Source organism: Cyclobacterium sp. SYSU L10401 (assembly GCF_010993705.1).
In the GTDB taxonomy this organism is placed as follows: domain Bacteria; phylum Bacteroidota; class Bacteroidia; order Cytophagales; family Cyclobacteriaceae; genus Cyclobacterium.
The window spans coordinates 244217-262326 of sequence record NZ_WOFO01000004.1 but is presented as its reverse complement, the minus strand read 5'-3'; the positions used below and the strand labels follow the sequence as shown (position 1 = coordinate 262326).

Genomic DNA, 18110 nt, shown 5'->3' with positions numbered 1-18110 from the left:
TTTTCCCATGCGCATTATCAAGCAATGTGATCTTACTTTATACAATTCCTACCGGATAGCGTCCCGCTGCCGGGAGGCCTATTTTCCGGAGACTGAGGCAGATATTGTGCGCTTTTTTTCAGATCCGGCTCCTTATTGCCTGCTGGGCAGCGGACACAATGTGATCCTGTCCAGAGATTGGTACGATACCCGCTTTCTGATCTTTAATGGTAATTTTAATGCCTTGGAAGGGAACCCCGAAACCGGGGAAATCGTGGCCGAGTCCGGTATCAGCATGCTGGAAATCAGCGAGCAGGCCCTGGAATTGGGTTTGAGTGGCATGGAAATTTTTTACGACATTCCCAGTTCCCTGGGAGGGGCAGTGGTGATGAACGCCGGGGCCAGTGGGGAGGAGATCAAGGATGTACTGGTCAAGGTACGCTACCTGGACCTGGCAGATAGGCAGGTAAAGGAGATCCGGCAGGAGGATATGGGTTTTGAGTACCGCAACAGCTTCTTTCAGCGGCATACCGATAAGGTAGTGCTGAAGGTATGGCTGCGCCTGCGTCCTGCGGATAAAGCCGCTATCCGAGCGAAGATGGACCGGATCAGGGATCAACGCTGGGCCAAGCAGCCCCGCAACTATCCCAATGCCGGCTCCGTTTTCAAGCGACCCAAAGGCCATTACGTAGGTGCCCTGATGGACGAGCTGGGGCTTAAAGGCTATACCGTCGGTGGGGCTCAAATCTCCGAAAAACACGGGGGATTTATAGTCAATGTGGCCAATGCCAGCGGGCAGGATATCCTGGAGATCATAGCCCATGTAAAAAATAAAGTAAAGGAGCGCTACGATGTGGAGCTGGAAGTAGAACAGCGAATTATTTAAACGATGGAAGCAGAAAAGAATCAACCTTTGGTGTCGGTAATTACCGGCTATTACAACCGGGAAAACCTGGTAGACGAGTCGATCCAAAGCCTGCTGGATCAGACCTACCCCAATCTGGAAATCATTATTTTTGACGATTGTTCCACCGACAATACCTTAAAGGAGCTCCAGAAATTCGAATCTGATCCCAGAATTCAAATTATTGCTCATAAACAAAACCAAGGATTTACCCGGGCATTGATCCATGCCATTCAGCAGTCTAAGGGAGAGTTTATTGCCATCCACGGATCGGGAGACTATTCGTACCCGGAGAGGGTTGGGAAGCAAGTAGCTGCTTTATTGGAAAACGAAAAATATTCTATTGTTGGATGTGAGGATGAAAAAGTTTTTAAAGACGGTACGATTTCAGTGACGGCAAGGTGGCCGCCCCGTAATTTTTACAATAGTATGATACGGAAGGGCAAGCGTCCTTTAAATGGCTCTCATATTATGGTTAAAAGGAATTATTATGAAATGGTAGGGGGATACAGGGAGTTTTTTACCTATGCTCAGGATTCAGATCTTTTATGTAGATTGTCTTTGGTTTCGGACTATACTTTGGTTCCGCAAGTATTATACCGACAATGGAGGCATGTGGAAGGCTCTGTTTCAGGGGATCCTATAAAAAGGATTAAACAAATTTTTTACATGGAGCTTGGTGTAGAGTGTATGAAAATGAGAAAAAAACTCGGTTACGACCATATCGATATGTTAGGTAAAGAATCATTTTTAGCATTTAAAGGGAATAAAAATCTTACAGACAAACTCTCAACTCATGCGATTAAACTTTATAATGATAATAGGAAAAAGGAGTTTTTTTATTTGGTCAGGATAATTGATAATTTACCACAAACTGCCCAATCAACATATTTGAAGCTACTTTCAAAAAAAATAATATCGGCAAAACTAAATAATTCAATATATGGAAGGGCAAAATCTGTAAATAGAAACTCCTTTGTAAAATGGCTAAAACTTAAATTTTTTAATGTCAATAAAGTTTAATTACCGGATTCTCGTTTTGTCATCTGTTCCGATCTTAAATGGGATCTCTGATATTACAGCTCATTTTTTTTCTTCAGGATTACATACAGGTCATGTAAGAGGAGTTATTTTGATATTTTTGTTTGTTTTGGGCTATACCAAATACAAAAATATACTAACAAACCATCTGATCCTTTGCCTTACCGCTTACCTTTTTATTTTAGTTCTTTTTTCTCAAAACCTAACTGGATCATTTGACATTTATTTGAAATTTATAACCTCAATCAATATGTTCTTATTTGGTTATAATTTTTTGTATAATAAAGAAGATTTTAAAAAGGTTTTTAACGCAATATTACTAACCTTTAGTTTAATAATTTTTTATTTAGCGTCGGCACAGGTTATTCCAGGATTGGGAGAGGCTTCCTATTCGAACGTCTATTTGCCAGCTATGGGGGACGGAAGTGGTACAGGTGTATATGTTTTAAATTCCTTGGCCTATTACTCCCTGCTACTTCCATTGGCTTTTTATGAAATTGATTTTTCAAAGTTTAAAAAGTTGCTCTTTTTAATTATTACCCTAGCTACATTGGTTTTATTGGTACTAGTATTTAGAAGGTCTGCGCTATTGGCTTATGTTTTGGGACTGTCCTTAATATTTCTCTTTAATTTCAAAAACAGGAAGTTTGCGGGGTTTTTTATCGTTATTATTGCCTTAGTGGTGGTGTTCTCCCCGATACTTTATGAAAATTTTTTGATTCGTCTCGAAGAAAGAGGTGGCGTGGAGGTAATGACCAGTGATACCTACAGTAGAGGCTATGATTTGCAGATGGCATGGGAAGTGTTCAAAGAGGGGAGTGCCAGAGAAATAATGATTGGTGATTACTCGCAAATTTTTAAGCATACCAGAATAGGATGGATCCTTCCATGGAGACAAGTACATAATGATTTTGCGGCAATTTTTCTAGGATCGGGTCTTGTTGGGCTTTTACTTTTTATTCTAATTCATTATTCGATTTTAAGATATAATTATCGGATCTTTAAAAATTATAAATACAGGTGGAGGAAAGTCCTCTTTGGTACCATTTTAGCTCTATTATTAGCTACTACCATTCAATCTTTTGCTAACCAATATTGGACCATTTCTTCTTTATCTACTGTTTTTTTCCTTTTAGGTATACTTACCAAGTACAATCTTATTTTAAAGAAAAATTTTAAAATCGGAAATGACAAAGCCTAATTTATTTATTATTGGCAGCGCAAAATGCGGAACGACCACGCTTTATTCTTATCTTCAAAAATCTAAGGAAATCTTTTTTTCTATTCAAAAGGAACCCCACTACTTTTTGAGGGAAGTGCATGACTTAAAATATCAAGGCCCTGACGATGACTTTTTCTTTGAAAAATACCCCAAAACGCTTACCGAATACGAAAAGCTTTTTTCCGACGCAAAAGGCTACGCCTGGGTAGGGGAAGCCTCAACCATGTACATGTATTATTCTCAGGTGGCCCAAAAATTATTCGACTATAATCCGGAAGCTAAAATCATAGGAATTGTGCGCAATCCCATTCAAAGAGCTTATTCCCATTACCTGCATCACGTACGAGAACAAACGGTTTCAGCGCCTTCTTTTTATGATGCGCTTAAGGAAGAACTAGGTGGGAAACGGGACTCCTGGGCACCCCAGCGGAAATTTATCGACATGAGTATGTATGGTAGACAGTTACAGGCTTATTTCGACCTGTTTCCAAGAGATCAGATTTTAATTCTGAAGTTTGAGGACCTTATGAAAAATCCCAATGAATTTTTGGGTAAGGTTTCCGAATTCCTAGGCGTGGAAAATGTTTTTCAGGATATTAAAGTAGACAAACACAATGCTTCCGGAGTTCCAAAATTTGGCATGTTACATACAGTTTACATAAAAAGTTTGCGTTTTATGCGCAGGACTTTTCCATTTTTGACGCATTCTCCTCTTTCAAAAATCCGTAAGAAGTTCGATAACTACTATCGGAATCTGTTTTTGTCCAAGCCTAAAATGGATCAGAAAAGTGCTGATTTGTTGAAGCCTGTTTTTAGGAAAGATATTATGCAACTGGAAAAATTGACCGGACTGGATTTAAAAGACTGGTATTAACGTGTGATTTTTAGGAAATGAAAATATTGTTTCTTTGTAATAGCTACCCTACACGCGCCAATCCCTTCAATCAGCTTTTTATCAAGAAGATGGTGGATGAAATGAAGCGACAAGGTGGCAAGGTTAAGGTAGGTTTTAATGTCGTTTTTTATTTTTGGGGAAATGCCAATAAAGTCAAAAACCCTCTCGCCACGGTTATCAAGTATTTCTTTTACGTATTCAGCCATATTCCTTTTCTTCTTAGGAATCTGAAAAATACAGATGTGTTGTTTCCCCAGGGGATTTTGCTATCTACCCTGCTGGCAGTGTGGGTAAAACGATTTACCGGATTGCCGGTGGTAGCCTATGTGCATGGGGGAGACCTTAATCGAAACCTGAAGGGCAAGGGGATGGGAAATCGCCTGATCCGGTATTCCTTGGATCGGTCTGATTGGGTGATTGCCAATAGTCAGGACATTTATAAAAAAGTGAAACAAGTATCAGCAAATCCAAATGTGCGCATCATTTCCCCTGGAGTAGATTTATCGGTAATGAAACCCCTTGATGGCCTGGATGAACTCAAAAAGCAGTATGCTGTTTCAGACGACAAAGTTGTTTTTCTTTGCGCCGGAAATGCCATCCCACGAAAGGGGATGGATGTAATGTTGGATGCCGTACTGTCGCTGGAAGAGTCTATTCAACAAAAAATACAAGTGATCCTTCTTACAGATGGTCCCTTGAAACGCAACTACCAATCTTTTGTAGAAAGCAATGGGCTTTCAGAAGTGATTCATATCCGCTCCAAGGTGCCTCCGGACGTACTGAATATTTACAACAATTTGGCCGACGTGTTTGTGTTTCCTTCACGGGAAGAACCACTTGGCCTGGTAGGATTGGAAGCCATGGCAGGCAATGCATTGGTGGTAGGTACGGCTGTCGGAGGCATCAAAGAATTTGTCATACCTGGCCAAACTGGATTTCTTTTCGAAAAAGATAACGTTAAGGAGCTGGCTAATCTAATCAGGCATCTGTCCCAAAACCTTTCGGAATATGATTCCTATTACCCGCGTATTCGGGAGATGGTGGAGCAACATTCCCTCAGCAGCAGCGCCGAAAAATTAATGGCGTTATTTTCTCAATTAGCTACTAAAAAAGTCAAGGCATGATCATCAGTCATACCCATAAATTTGTTTTTGTCTGCCTGCCCCGCACCGGTACCACGGCCATTCGAAAGGAATTGTGTGAAAAATACGGGGGAGAACCCATTTTGTACAAACACGCTTCCTACGATGTGTTTCTTAGACAGGCCAGCGCCGAAGAAAAAAACTACAAGGTCATCGCTTCTTCCCGGAATCCCCTGGATAGAACCGTCAGCCTGTTCTTTAAGTATAAGTCTAACCACGATGGCATTCAAAGTCAACAAATCAAGGAGGTAGGTCATAAAAACTGGCTGCAAAGAAGCCTGATTTCACTGGCCAACCGCCTGCTGGCCAACCGGGCTTCGGCGGTCAGTGGCAAGGACCTGAGTTTTCAGGAGTTTTTCAAACAATTTTACCAGCAACCCTACAGTGACTGGCATGCCATCTACTGGGACCGCTACGATTACGTGATCCGCTTTGAAAAACTTTCCGAGGATTTTCTGGCCGCTTTGCGCGCCGTAGGCATCGAGCCCCTACGGGACTTGCCGGTGGTGAACAAGACCAAAAAAGAGGGTAAATCTTTTGAGGAATACTATACGCCGTCTATTATCCCACAGGCCCAGCGCGTTTTTTACCATGCCCTGAAGCGCTACGACTATGCCTTTCCAGACTTCTGGCCTTCTTATCGTCCTAGCTTGAAGGATAACCTCAGCTACCATACCACCTTTCAGTTTCGTAAATTGTATTGGAAATATATCCGCTAATGCCAAAAACCAATCCAAAAATCCTGATCGATATCAAGCATCCCGCGCAGCTCAACCTGTTCAAGCACCTGGCTGAAAGCCTGAAGAACAAAGGCTGGGAGGTAACGGTCTGCTACCTGCAGCGGGGCAAATTGCCCCAGATCATTGCCCGGGAATACGCCGGTTTTCACACCCTTCCCGTAGGCAGCAGCAAGGGTACCAAATGGTCCATCCTTTGGCAGGGAAACGTGCAGCGGGTCAGCAGTTTTTTAAAACTGATCCGTAAAAATCACTATGACATCTGCGTGGCGGCCAGCTCGGCACCGCTGGCCCTGGCTTGCAGGCTTAGCGGCACGCCGGTGATCCAGTTTTATGACGATCCCGAGCGCCAACGCATCAATGCCATCAATGCCCGGCTCTCCGACCGGATCTTCTTTCCGCCCATTGTGGAGGAAAGCGAGAAAGTAGGAATTTTTAACTGCCTGAAGGAATGGAGCTACCTGAGTCCGGCCCGATTTACTCCGGACCCAAGCGTCACCGATGCCTATGGACTGGCTCCCTATTCCTATGTATTTGTGCGGGAGGTAAGCAACCAGTCCTTTAACTATTACGACCAGAAGGCCGATATTGTCGGCAGCTTTGCCGCTAAAATTCCGGCCGATGTGCCGGTATTGCTGTCCCTGGAAGACAAAGCCAAGGCCCATCTGTATCCGGAGCATTGGGTGCAGCTACAGGAGCCGGTTGGGGATATCCATTCCCTGATGTTTCATGCCCGCCTGGTGCTTTCCTCCGGCGACAGCATGGCCAGGGAAGGGGCCATGTTGGGAACACCCAGCATTTACTGCGGGGTGCGGGAGATGAGGGCCAATGCCTACCTGATGCAGGAAGGAGGGCCGCTTTCCCAGCATCCCGAAGAGGCCGCCCTGGAGCCGGTACGGCAAGCCATCTCCCGGCCGGTGGATAAGCAAAAGCAGCAAGAGGTTCGCCAGGACTTGCTGGCAAAATGGGACGACATGATCGCCTTTATGGAAGAAAAAATCAATCATTATAAAAAATAAGCATGAAGATTTCAATATTTGGCTTGGGATATGTGGGCTGCGTCAGTTTGGGTTGCCTGGCCAAAAACGGGCATCAGCTCATCGGTGTGGACATCAATGCCCTGAAAGTGGACCTGATCAATCAGGGCAAACCCACCATAGTGGAAAAGGACATCGACCAGATCATCCGGGAAGGGCATTCCGCCGGCCGGATTGCTGCCACCCAACAGGCGGCAGAAGCTGTGGTCGCTTCGGATATCAGCATCATTTGCGTGGGTACGCCTTCCTCCCCGCAGGGACACCTGAACCTGGATTACATATACAAAACGGCCGAACAGATAGGAGAAGCCCTGAAAGGCAAGGACAGTTTCCATACCGTGGTGATCCGCAGCACGGTTTTGCCGGGGACCAACCGAAAGTTCGGAGAGGTCATGGCCGCTGTATCCGGCAAGGAGCGTGGCAAGGACTTTTCCGTGGTATCGAATCCGGAATTTTTAAGGGAAGGCACGGCCGTCAAAGACTACTACCATCCGGCCATTACCGTGATCGGAGGGGATCACGAGGGAGCACTGGAACAAGTTTCCTCCCTGTACCGTGACCTGGATGCCCCCATCGAAATTACTGCCATCGAAGTGGCCGAAATCATCAAGTACGTGAACAATAGTTTCCATGCCCTGAAAATCACCTTTGCCAACGAGGTAGGAAACATTTCCAAGGCCCTGGGCATTGATTCCCATCAGGTAATGGAGCTGTTTTGCAAGGACACGCACCTGAACATTTCCCCGGCCTATTTCAAGCCGGGCTTTGCCTATGGAGGCTCCTGCCTGCCCAAGGACCTGAAAGGCCTGGTTACCCTGGGGCATGATCAGTATGTCGCCACCCCGGTGCTTAGCGGCGTACACGAGTCCAACGAATACCAGAAGCGTACGGCCTATGAATTGATTGCCCGTACCGGCAAGCGGAACATTTGTTTTGTGGGCCTGTCCTTTAAGGAGGGAACCGATGACCTGCGCTACAGCCCCTCGGTGGATTTGGCGGAAAAATTGATCGGCAAGGGTTTCCGCATCTCCATTTACGATCCCAATGTAAGGCTTTCCAAGCTGGTGGGCGCCAATAGGTCTTTTATTGACGAGCACCTGCCGCATTTGTCGGACTTGATTGCAGAGGACCTGGATACCGCCTTGGCTGAAGCAGAAGTGGTGCTGATCAATCACCGCAATTTTGACGCCGCCCCTCATAAGGAAAAGCTGGCCCAAAAGGATGCCGTAGTAGACCTGGTCCGCATTCCCGAACTGGAAGACCTGCCGAATTACAGTGGATTGTGCTGGTAGGAAGTGAGGAGACTTTGTGATTTAGAGAAGGAGAGACTGAGAGAGGGGGACTGAGGGACTAAGTGGCTGAGAGATTATGGGATGATGGGATGGTTTGATGATTTTATGGTAGGGTGATACAATTGTTTAACCCCTAACTTCCAGGTTGAGACGAAGGGACTAAGAGACAGGGGTCGCACATAAAAATTTAGTCTCAAAGAGCACAGAGAGCCTCGAAGGGCACGAAGGGACTGAGAGACCTAGTGACTGAGGGACTTAGAGACAGGGGGATGATACGGTTTGGTGGCTTAATTGTTTAACTGGTTAATTGGTTAACTGATGGGAATTCGTTCGATTGACCAATCCCGTAGTTTATGTTTAAATACGAAGCCAATTTCTAAGCCGGCCTATCTTCGTCAAAAACGAAAATCTATGTCGATTTAAAACAAACTTAATTTCCGGGAAGAAACATTGACCATCTCTAACTGCTATTCGATGCCGAAGCCTGAAGGGCTTCAACAACAATAACCCCGTGCGAAACCCGGGGTTTAGGTAACAATCTATACTTCCGGCAACCCCGGAGTGGGTTCAACATGGTCTTGCGAATACGGAATGCCACCTGGTAAAGGTTCAACCCCTTTCGGGGTTGGTGCTTCTTTGTTAGCTTTTTTCCGTGGGCTGCACCCACGGTTATTGTTGTTCAGGCCCTTCAGGCCTGGAATCTATTGTTACTATCGGTAACTCCCCCCTTCCTGGTATGGTGGTTTAATTGGTTAACTGATGGGAAATCGTTCGGAATAAACAAATTACCGATTTAGCAAATTTGTATTCGTCCTGAAAAACATATCTGCCTTGAGCCCTGAAGGGGCCTTAGCTCCCAGCGATGGGTGGAGCCCATCGCAAATAACATCCTATTTTGGCTCAGCTCTGAAGGAGCGGGATATTTTCCTGTATTCGTAAACGCCCGGGCATATAACCCTTAACGAAGTGACTTAGAGACTTAGGGATAGTGAGACTGAGAGAGGAAGGATGACGTAATTAAAAAAATAGTCACAAAGGACACGAAGAACCTCGAAGGACAAAAAGGTTTGATTTGAGGGTTGAATCCAAAGTTACCTCAACTGCCAGGATCAGCCCAGCCCGTATCGATCCACCTTTATTAGAAGCGGAAATGAGTAATTTAACTTGCTTTATTTCAGTAAATTCGGGCTTGGAATACTGATTTTTGATCATTATATTGTGCTATATTTGAGAATTTAAGACATGATGATCAGTACAAAGCAGTTAAAGGAAAAGCTAAAAGAAAGAATTGATGGCCTTTCTGAGGACAAGCTTAGGCATATAGAAGCGTATTTGGAGTCTCTGGAATCAAGAAATAAAAAAGGAGAACTTTTAACCTTTGCAGGGGCCTGGGGTGATCTCGATGATGAAACTTTCAACGAGTTTACAACTCATTTAAAAGAAAGAAGGAAATCAGATAGGGCAAGATTCTTTGATGAAACCAGCTTTGATTGATACAGACATTGTTTCCTATTTTTTGAAAGGAAACGACAAAGTTAATTTTAGGTTCGACGAATACCTTAAACACTTTCAAAGCATAAATATTAGTATTATTACTTATTATGAAGTAATTAGTGGTCTGGCTTTTAAAAATGCTGAAAAGCAATTTTTGATTTTTGAACAATTTTGCTCAGCCGCCAACATGCTTTACCTAACCAAAGATTCGATTTGGAAATCTGCAGAGATCTATTCGCAACAGAGAATCAAAGGAGAGCCCATTGATGATATAGATATTTTAATTGCGGGAATTGCAATCTCAAATGGGTTAAATTTGGTAACCAATAACCTTCGGCATTTTGGCAAAATAGAAGGTCTTGATGTTGAAAATTGGAATGACTAAAACCCCGGATGCTACTCCTTCTTCGTCAAAAATAAATCAATTAAACAAATAACTGATTAAGCGATTTAGCAAATTTGTATTCGTCCTGAATAACCAATTTGCCTTGAGCCCTGAAGGGGCCTTAGCTCCCAGCGATGGGTGGAGCCCATCGTAAATAACATCCTATATTGGCTCAGCTCTGAAGGAGCGGGATATTTTCCTGTATTCGTAAACACCCGGGCATATAACCCTTAACGAAGTGACTTAGAGACTTAGGGATAGTGAGGCTGAGAGACGAAGGATGACGTAATTAAAAAAATAGTCACAAAGGACACGAAGAACCTCGAAGGACACAAAGGTTTGATTTGAGGATAGTATGGTGGTTTAAGTGGACAGGCTTTGACGAAAAAAGATACCAAAAAAGTCAAGGCACAAAAATCCTTCTCTCCGCAATCCTCCCGCACCCTCCTGAGAAAATTCAGGACAGGCTCGGTTTTGTGCTGGCCCACCCGCATTTCTCAACTGTAAACATTCAACGGGCCTCCAACAATTAACCGATTAACCAAATAACCGATGAAACACTTTAACCCTTATCCACCAGCTCTGACCACAACACCAGCCCAGCTGCCAGCCAGTCCGTACCCAAAAAACCTCTAGTCAAGATCTCCTCAAACCATTTCGGTGCTTTTTAGTTTGAGCTTTGGTTTATTTAATTTTCTGATCGATTCGCTTACTTTTATTTTTGTTTCAGGTTGTAAAAAAGTTGGAATCAAAACACTTAGCTTAATTCCCAATACCTGGTGAATAATCACCAAATCCTTTAATGTAAATTGAGATACGCCATTTATCAATTCGCTCATGTAAGATTTGGGATGATCGAGAATTGAACCTAAATCTTGCTGGGTCAGCTCATAGGCTTTGAGTTTCTTTCGAATCGCCTCTTTTCGCTTTTGGATGAATTTTTGCTCCATATTCACCGTATTTTCTGCCTGGTCAGATTCGGCTACTTGTGAATCAGTGATTTTTTCAAAATCAGACCATTCCCGGTCTTCGTAACCTTTAATCAAATCCCGAAGTTTTTTTCTCAGCGGTATTAAATCCGGATTTTCATCAATCATCAATCGCAATTGGCGTTCAAATAAAGATGCTTTTTCCAAATCATATTCATTTTCTAAGCTTTCTATTTTCTCAATTTCCCTAATGTCAAGAATATCTTTCATGGTTACCTATTTTTAAATCCAGTTGTTATCTCTCAACCATTTTTTAATTACATTCCGATTGTTTTTAAAAATCAATTCGTAATCGTCATGGTTACCAGCCCAAACAATCGTAGCTTCTCCGGTTTCTTCAAATTCAATCAATACCAATGTGCGGTGTACATGGATATTGAAGAAATAAAATTCGCCCCCATACACACCATCAGCATCAGGTCTTTTTGCTATCAAATCAAGGGGAGATTTCCAATGGCTATCTTCAATTTCAGAAATCAATTCCTGAACAGCTTTAACCAATTTAATGTTGCCTCGATTTTTCCGGATCAATTTACCCAGGATGTGTTTATTAATAATTCTCAAGTCATTTTTGCTGTAATCCTCCTAGGTGAAAGGTAATAAAAAGTTCGGAAAAAATCGTAACATTTAATCATTTATTCTAGCTTTAAAATAAGGGAGCGTCACAGCGCACACAAAGAGAGCGGGGGAGACTGAGAGCCGGATGAGACGTACATTTATCTTTTGTCACGGAGGACACAGAGAGCCTCGAAGGGCACGAAGGGACTGAGAGACCTAGTGACTGAGGGACTTAGAGACAAGGGGATGGTATGATTTGGTGGCTTAATTGTTTAACTGGTTAATTGGTTAACTGATGGGAAATCGTTCGGTTGTTTGTTTTCGTACTTGGTTTTTTAATTCGAACATTATCTCGTCACTTCAAACCAGTCTTCAAAAACGAGTCTCTCAACAATTAACCGATTAACCAAATAACCGATTAAACATTTTAACCCTTAACCGAGAGCGGGGGAGACATAGTGACTGAGAGACAGAGGGATGTTATGGTTTGGTGGCTTAATTGTTTAACTGATGGGAAATCGTCCGATTCACCAACCTCGTAATTTATGTTTAAATACGAAGCCAATTTCTAAGCCTACCTATCTTCGTCAAAAACGAAAATCAATGTCGATTTAAAACAAACTTAATTTCCGGGAAGAAACATTGACCATCTCTAACTGCTATTCGATGCCGAAGCCTGAAGGGCTTCAACAACAATAACCCCGTTCGAAACCCGGGGTTTAGGTAACAATCTATACTTCCAGCAACCCCGGAGTGGGTTGAACATGGTCTTGCGAATACGGAATGCCACCTGGTAAAGGTTCAACCCCTTTCGGGGTTGGTGCTTCTTTGTTAGCTTTTTTTCCGTGGGCTGCACCCACGGTTATTTTTGTTCAGGCCCTTCAGGCCTGGAATCTATTGTTACTATCGGTAACTCCCCTCTTCCTGGTATGATGGTTTAATTGGTTAACTGATGGGAAATCGTTCGGATTAAACAAATAACCGGTTAAGCGATTAAGCAAATTTGTATTCGTCCTGAATAACCAATTTGCCTTGAGCCCTGAAGGGGCGGAAGCTCCCAGCGATGGGTGGAGCCCATCGCAAATAACATCTTATTTTGGCTCAGCTCTGAAGGAGCGGGATATTTTCCTGTATTCGTAAACACCCAGGCATATAACCCTTAACGAAGTGACTTAGAGACTTAGGGATAGTGAGGCTGAGAGACGAAGGATGACGTAATTAAAAAAATAGTCACAAAGGACACGAAGAACCTCGAAGGACACAAAGGTTTGATTTGAGGATAGTATGGTGGTTTAATTGGACTGGATTTGACGAAAAAAGATACCAAAAAAGTCAAGGCACAAAAATCCTTCTCTCCGCAATCCTCCCGCACCCTCCTGAGAAAATTCAGGACAGGCTCGGTTTTGTGCTGGCCCACTCGCTTTTCTCAACTGTAAACATTCAACGAGTCTCTCAGCAATTAACCGATTAACCAAATAACCGATTAAACACCTTTGTGTGCTTTGTGACCCTAAATTATTTAAATTTTTTCAAAACAAATAGGCAACATTGAAATCAAGCAGTAAACTCGTTTTTTTCCGGGTTTCGGGAAAAAGCTGGCCGGCTTCCATTTCTGTATTGTAAAACTGGTAATTCATGGAGCGGATCAGCTTGGTCTCCAGGGTGAATACCAGGTTTTGGTAGGTATCTGAGGCAGCCAGTCCCAGGGCCAGATCCACCCAGGGTTTGACCGCCAGCCCATCGTAATAGGCAAATTGGTAAAAATTTTGTTCCCTGGCCAGCCGCTCCAGAGAGAGTTGGTACTTTTTCATGCCTTTCAGCAGGCTCAATTCAATGGTAGCAAAATTGCCACTGCTGCCCAGACCTGAGCCCAGCACCATTCCCCGGTGGGTCAGGCCATGTCTCACCTGGTTGTTGTCAAACAGCCCCAATCCAAAATTCGGTCTTCCTCTCCAGCGCACATTGTTGTTAATGGATATCTGCGTCTGGGTCATTTCAGCCCGTACCCCCAGCCAATAGGTGTTGGGTAGGGGCAGGTACTTGCTCATGCCCAGGGTATAGCCCCGCGAATGTTCGGGGTTCATCACCACATCCCTCCAGTTGAAGCCATGGTCGTTTCTGATGTACTCAAAGTACAGCTCAAAACGGGATTCCGGAAAGACCCACCTGGCAAAGCCCGAAAGGTTCTGATCCTCCCTGAGTTCTATGTTTTCAATATTGCCTTCTCCATCTTTGGGAAAGGGGGCAAACAGGGGGAAGTAGGCCCTTAAATTGCTGCGCATGTCTTCCCGGTAAACCTGAAAGGTACGCGTAAGTCCGACAGATAGTCCGGAAATCCATTTGGGAGAATAGGTCAGCGAGAGCCCTGTAAAGTAGCGCCAGCTGTCATTGTCTTTGGGGGAAAAGATGTCGGCATAGGCTGCGTCACTGTAAATGGGCAGCTCAGAGCCACTCAGGGTACCTACAAAATACTGCCCTTCAAAATTTCCCAGGAAGGTTTTGACCGGTTTGCTGCTTTCCAGGGTAAAACGGGGGAATCCCGGGGCATTGTCACTGAAGAGCAAGGCATTGAACTGTCCCGGCCCGAACCAGATATTTTCGGTACTGAGACCGGCAGCGAAGCTGCCAAAATGGTATTTGAGATGGGAGTTTCCCGGCAGCAAGCGGAAAATGGCCCCCTCCCCATGCCGGGTAGGCATGTCTATCCCGTTGATTCCCCTGTTTCGGCGTTGGAAAAAGGGGCGGGGTGCGGCTTCCGGATACTCTTCAAAAGGCAGGTTTTGGGCATAATGTATTTGAGGGTAAAGCTGTATGCTCCAGTTGCCGATGCTGGCATGGGCACCCAGATGGATCAGCCCCTGGTATCCCTGTGCCGGCACCAGACCTCCCCCTCCCCATCCGTAGGGGTGGCCCGCATTGATGCGGGAATGCCACTGCAAAGGCAGGGCTTGTATGTCCCAGTCACCTACCTGAGGAAGAAAGGCCAGGGAATCGGGGCGGTAACCTGGCATTCTGTCCTGTAAGAAGGGCTCCTGGTTTTCACCCATTATTTTTTGCAGGTTCAATGGTTGGTACATGAAGCTAAGCTCCGTGTCCAGGTTGCCCATTACCTGCTCCCTCCTCAGGTATTCAGGAAGCAGGGGAAAACTTACGGGCAGCTGCTGGGAAAAGCCATCCACTATCAGGGCTGTAGCCGCCAGGAAGCTCAGGCATAACAAGCGGTAAAACCGAAAGGGTGCTGAAAAAGGCTTCATTATTTGTTGGTATTGGTTTTGCAGTAAAATTTTAACAATATTCCAAAAAAAAAGAATGAATACAATGAAATTTACCATTTTAAGCGGTTTGATTTTACTTTTTGTTCAATTTCATGGACTGGCTCAGGTGAATGTTCCATTGGACAGGTACCGGACTTTATTATTGGAGGACAAGGTGAGTGATCGCCTCTTTGCCATCATACAGCGGGAATGGGAGCCTGAAACCGCTTGCTGGGCGGATGTGGATTATGAGGATCAGGCCCGCACCGGTTGGAAAACAGCCCTTCACCTCAAGCGCATCAAACAATTGGCAAAAGTTTATGCAGACCGGGAGGGTTCTCATTTCAGGGAGCAGGAGCTTGCCGCTCAGGTAGAAAAGGCCTTGCGTTATTGGCTGGACCAGGATTTCAGAAACCCCAATTGGTTTCAAAATGATATAGCCGTCCCCTCGGGATTGAGGGACATTTATGTATTGATGGGGGAGGAGCTGGATGAGGAGCTAAGGGCCCGCATCCGGCAGCGCCTTGCTGAAAGGGAATATAAAAGCAGTTCAGGCAGCAACCTGGTTTGGCTGGCCGACATCAAGTTGCATCTGGGGTTTTTCACACAGGATGAGGCTTTGATTAGGGAAAGCCTGGATTTGATTGGCGGAGAACTGAAAACAGGGGCTTTCGAGGGTGGTATTCAGCCCGATTTCAGCTTTTTATTTCACAAAAACCGACTGCAGATGTATGCCTATGGATATGGGCTGCTGAGTACGGTTTCCAGGATTGCCTGGCAGGTACAGGGAACGGAATGGGCTTTGGCACCGGAAAAAATAGCACTACTGGGAGATTTTGTGTTGCAGGGATGGCAATGGATGGCACGCGGGCCCTATACCATTCCCGGAACCATGGACAGGGCTTCTTCCCGCAAGAGTGCCCTGACCAAACCTAGAATACCCTTGATCTTGGAGCAGATGCAGGAAACTGACCCGGACCGAAAGCAGGAGTACCGGCGCATGGACCGGGCCCAGCAGGATCCGGAGACTTTTGACCTGCAAGGCATCCGGAATTTTCCCTATGCGGACCTGCTGGTCAGCCACCGATCAGAAGGGAGTGTTTTTATCAAAATGCTTTCTGACCGGAACCTGCCTACCGAGTCCATCAACAGCGAAAACCTGCAGGGGAAATTTTTAAATGCAGGCAATACCTATTTTTTAAAAACCGGTAAAGAGTACACCAATTTACTGCCTTTTTGGGATTGGGACCTGTTGCCCGGTTTTACCTATGTGGAAGGAGCAGCCAGGATTAGAAGAGGGAGTTTTACCGGATCTATGGTGGACAACAAAGAGCGGGGCAGCCTGTCTGTCATGGACTATGCCTTGCTTGATGGTGAAAAGGAATTGTTGTACAGGGCCAGGAAAGCCTGGTTTGTCCACGGGGACCTGATGCTGGCACTGATAGCGCCCCTAAAGTTGAAGGAGGGACAAATCAGCCAGACAGCACTGGACCAGAGCCGTTGGCAGGGGGAAGCTTTCTGGGAAGGGGAGTGGAATAAAACCGGGGGGCAGGGTAGCCCTGATGAAGCATGGGTGATGCATGGAGGATTTGCCTATTATTCTCCGGGCGGCAAGCAGCAATTGCACTGGCAAAACAAAAAGGTCAGTGCTTCCTGGGCAGCTATCAACAACCGCTATCGCCATGAATCTGAAAAACAGGAACAGGTGTTTTTGCCGCTTTTGAGCAGTACCGGAGAGGCCCAGAGCTATGCGGTGCTTTCTGTCCATTCGCCCTCGGCAGCGGCTGAATTTTTTACCAGGAAGCCCTGGAAGGTAATTCAAAATGATTCCTTTGCCCAGGCGGTGTTATTTGAAGAAAATCTTTTAATGGTAGCTATTTATCAGAAAGATTACACCTTCAAATATGGAGACTGGGAGGTACCGGCCCGTGAGCCAGGTCTTTGGATATTGGATCAGGATAAAATACAATCCGCCCAGCCCATGCCTTGATGCGTGCAAATCTGCTGAAATCTGAAAAAAAACCAGACCAAACCCTGGAAAAGGCAAAATACCCGAGAGATGGGTGCAGCCAATCGCTAAGGAGTCGAATATATTCCGCCCCTACAGGGCTTGGGATGGCTTTATGAATGCCTTTCACAGGGCTTCACCCTGTGTTTTGGTGTTTTGCCCCTACAGGGCTGGGATTCATCTTAAACCGTTGAGGTCTCGAAGACCTCGACGGTTTTAACGGCTAGTTCAATCACCCATTCCCATTTCATCCAGCCCTTTAAAATCGAAGGGTATGCCATCCAATACCAGGCGTTAATTTATTAGATTTTAGATATTTATCCATTGGCTTTATGTATGCCTTTCACAGGGCTTCACCCTGTGTTTTGATATCTGGCCCCTACAGGGCTGGGGTTCTCATAAACTGGATTGAGTAAAAAGTTTTGCCCTTACAGCGCTAGGGTTGGCGTAATCAGCTGCTGCCACAGGGCTTCACCCTGTGTTTTGGTGTTTTGCCCCTACAGGGCTGGGATTCATCTTAAACCGTTGAGGTCTTCGAGACCTCGACGGTTTCAACCGCTGATTCAATCACCCATTTCCATTTCAACCAGCCCTGTAAAATCGAAGGGTATGCCATCCAATACCAGGCGTTAAATTATTAGATCTTAGATATTTATCCATTCAACTAAGCCCTGCAGGAGCAAAATACCATAGCGATGGGTGCAGCCCATCGCCAAAGGAGTCACTATCGTATAGAGCAGCCCTGATGGGGCGGGATATTTTTCCCGTGAATACGGATTTTGCTAAAGGGACCCTGATGGCTTTTCCCATATTGGGAAAGCCGTAAATCACAGTAAAATGTTTTTTTAGTTATATTTATTGAGCTGGTTAAAAATTTATATTATTTCTTCCCAGAAGAAAAAATTATTGCTCTTTGTAGCTTTCTTAAAAATTTTAATCAAAAAAACTAGTCTCAAACAAGAAAAAATTTTTTCATTTTTTTTACGAATTTAATTTATGGTGGTTAGTTACTCATTAAAACCTTTTATTTTTTATTTTATATAAATATTTTAATAATAATTAATTTTTTTTCAAAAAAATAAATGTGTATAAACTTCCACAAAATGTAGTCAAAAGCCGCACAAATATATTTTTAAATAAAAAAATTTGTTTTTTAAATACACATAACCGTTT

General features: G+C 44.6%; 14 protein-coding genes. 11 read left to right on the top strand and 3 right to left on the bottom strand.

The genetic code is table 11. The annotated features are described in order from the left end of the window. Positions 1 to 7: 7 nt before the first annotated feature. From murB to GL182_RS11680, 10 genes are all read left to right on the top strand, one after another. On the top strand, positions 8 to 865 hold the full coding sequence (murB, locus tag GL182_RS11725; RefSeq protein ID WP_163379874.1) for a UDP-N-acetylmuramate dehydrogenase: 858 nt from the start codon (positions 8 to 10) through the stop codon (positions 863 to 865). A gap of 3 nt (positions 866 to 868) precedes the next feature. Next, positions 869 to 1906 carry a glycosyltransferase family 2 protein gene (locus GL182_RS11720; RefSeq protein WP_163379873.1) on the top strand — a complete coding sequence of 346 codons (1038 nt, stop codon included), beginning with the start codon at positions 869 to 871 and terminating at the stop codon, positions 1904 to 1906. Then, positions 1890 to 3125: an O-antigen ligase family protein gene (locus tag GL182_RS11715; RefSeq protein ID WP_163379872.1), complete on the top strand. Its 1236-nt coding sequence runs from the start codon at positions 1890 to 1892 to the stop codon at positions 3123 to 3125. The genes GL182_RS11720 and GL182_RS11715 overlap by 17 nt, the downstream gene beginning before the upstream one ends. After that, positions 3112 to 4020: a sulfotransferase family protein gene (locus GL182_RS11710; RefSeq protein WP_163379871.1), complete on the top strand. Its 909-nt coding sequence runs from the start codon at positions 3112 to 3114 to the stop codon at positions 4018 to 4020. The genes GL182_RS11715 and GL182_RS11710 overlap by 14 nt, the downstream gene beginning before the upstream one ends. A gap of 17 nt (positions 4021 to 4037) precedes the next feature. After that, positions 4038 to 5165, top strand: a complete 1128-nt coding sequence (locus GL182_RS11705) for a glycosyltransferase family 4 protein (RefSeq protein ID WP_163379870.1) — start codon at positions 4038 to 4040, stop codon at positions 5163 to 5165. Beyond that, positions 5162 to 5902, top strand: a complete 741-nt coding sequence (locus tag GL182_RS11700) for a sulfotransferase family 2 domain-containing protein (protein ID WP_163379869.1) — start codon at positions 5162 to 5164, stop codon at positions 5900 to 5902. The genes GL182_RS11705 and GL182_RS11700 overlap by 4 nt, the downstream gene beginning before the upstream one ends. Next, positions 5902 to 6939 carry a DUF354 domain-containing protein gene (locus GL182_RS11695; protein WP_163379868.1) on the top strand — a complete coding sequence of 346 codons (1038 nt, stop codon included), beginning with the start codon at positions 5902 to 5904 and terminating at the stop codon, positions 6937 to 6939. The genes GL182_RS11700 and GL182_RS11695 overlap by 1 nt, the downstream gene beginning before the upstream one ends. A gap of 2 nt (positions 6940 to 6941) precedes the next feature. After that, positions 6942 to 8249, top strand: a complete 1308-nt coding sequence (locus GL182_RS11690; RefSeq protein ID WP_163379867.1) for a UDP-glucose dehydrogenase family protein — start codon at positions 6942 to 6944, stop codon at positions 8247 to 8249. A gap of 1242 nt (positions 8250 to 9491) precedes the next feature. Then, positions 9492 to 9743, top strand: coding sequence for a hypothetical protein (locus GL182_RS11685; RefSeq protein ID WP_163379866.1), 252 nt, complete (start codon positions 9492 to 9494; stop codon positions 9741 to 9743). Next, entirely contained in the window at positions 9724 to 10128 is a 405-nt protein-coding gene (locus GL182_RS11680; RefSeq protein WP_163379865.1) for a type II toxin-antitoxin system VapC family toxin, read from the top strand. Before GL182_RS11685 ends, GL182_RS11680 begins: the two co-directional genes overlap by 20 nt. 647 nt (positions 10129 to 10775) lie before the next feature. On the opposite strand, the gene GL182_RS11675 is transcribed toward GL182_RS11680, so the two are convergent. The 3 genes from GL182_RS11675 to GL182_RS11665 form a co-directional block, all read right to left on the bottom strand. Next, positions 10776 to 11327 (bottom strand): helix-turn-helix domain-containing protein, encoded by a 552-nt coding sequence (locus GL182_RS11675; RefSeq protein WP_163379864.1) that lies wholly within the window; start codon positions 11325 to 11327, stop codon positions 10776 to 10778. Positions 11328 to 11339: 12 nt separating this feature from the next. After that, positions 11340 to 11681 carry a type II toxin-antitoxin system HigB family toxin gene (locus tag GL182_RS11670; protein WP_163379863.1) on the bottom strand — a complete coding sequence of 114 codons (342 nt, stop codon included), beginning with the start codon at positions 11679 to 11681 and terminating at the stop codon, positions 11340 to 11342. 1523 nt (positions 11682 to 13204) lie between these two features. Beyond that, positions 13205 to 14929, bottom strand: a complete 1725-nt coding sequence (locus GL182_RS11665; protein WP_163379862.1) for a capsule assembly Wzi family protein — start codon at positions 14927 to 14929, stop codon at positions 13205 to 13207. 55 nt (positions 14930 to 14984) lie between these two features. Between GL182_RS11665 and GL182_RS11660 the strand changes: the two genes are divergently transcribed. After that, positions 14985 to 16919 (top strand): polysaccharide lyase family 8 super-sandwich domain-containing protein, encoded by a 1935-nt coding sequence (locus tag GL182_RS11660; RefSeq protein ID WP_205603637.1) that lies wholly within the window; start codon positions 14985 to 14987, stop codon positions 16917 to 16919. The last annotated feature ends 1191 nt before the right edge of the window (positions 16920 to 18110 follow it).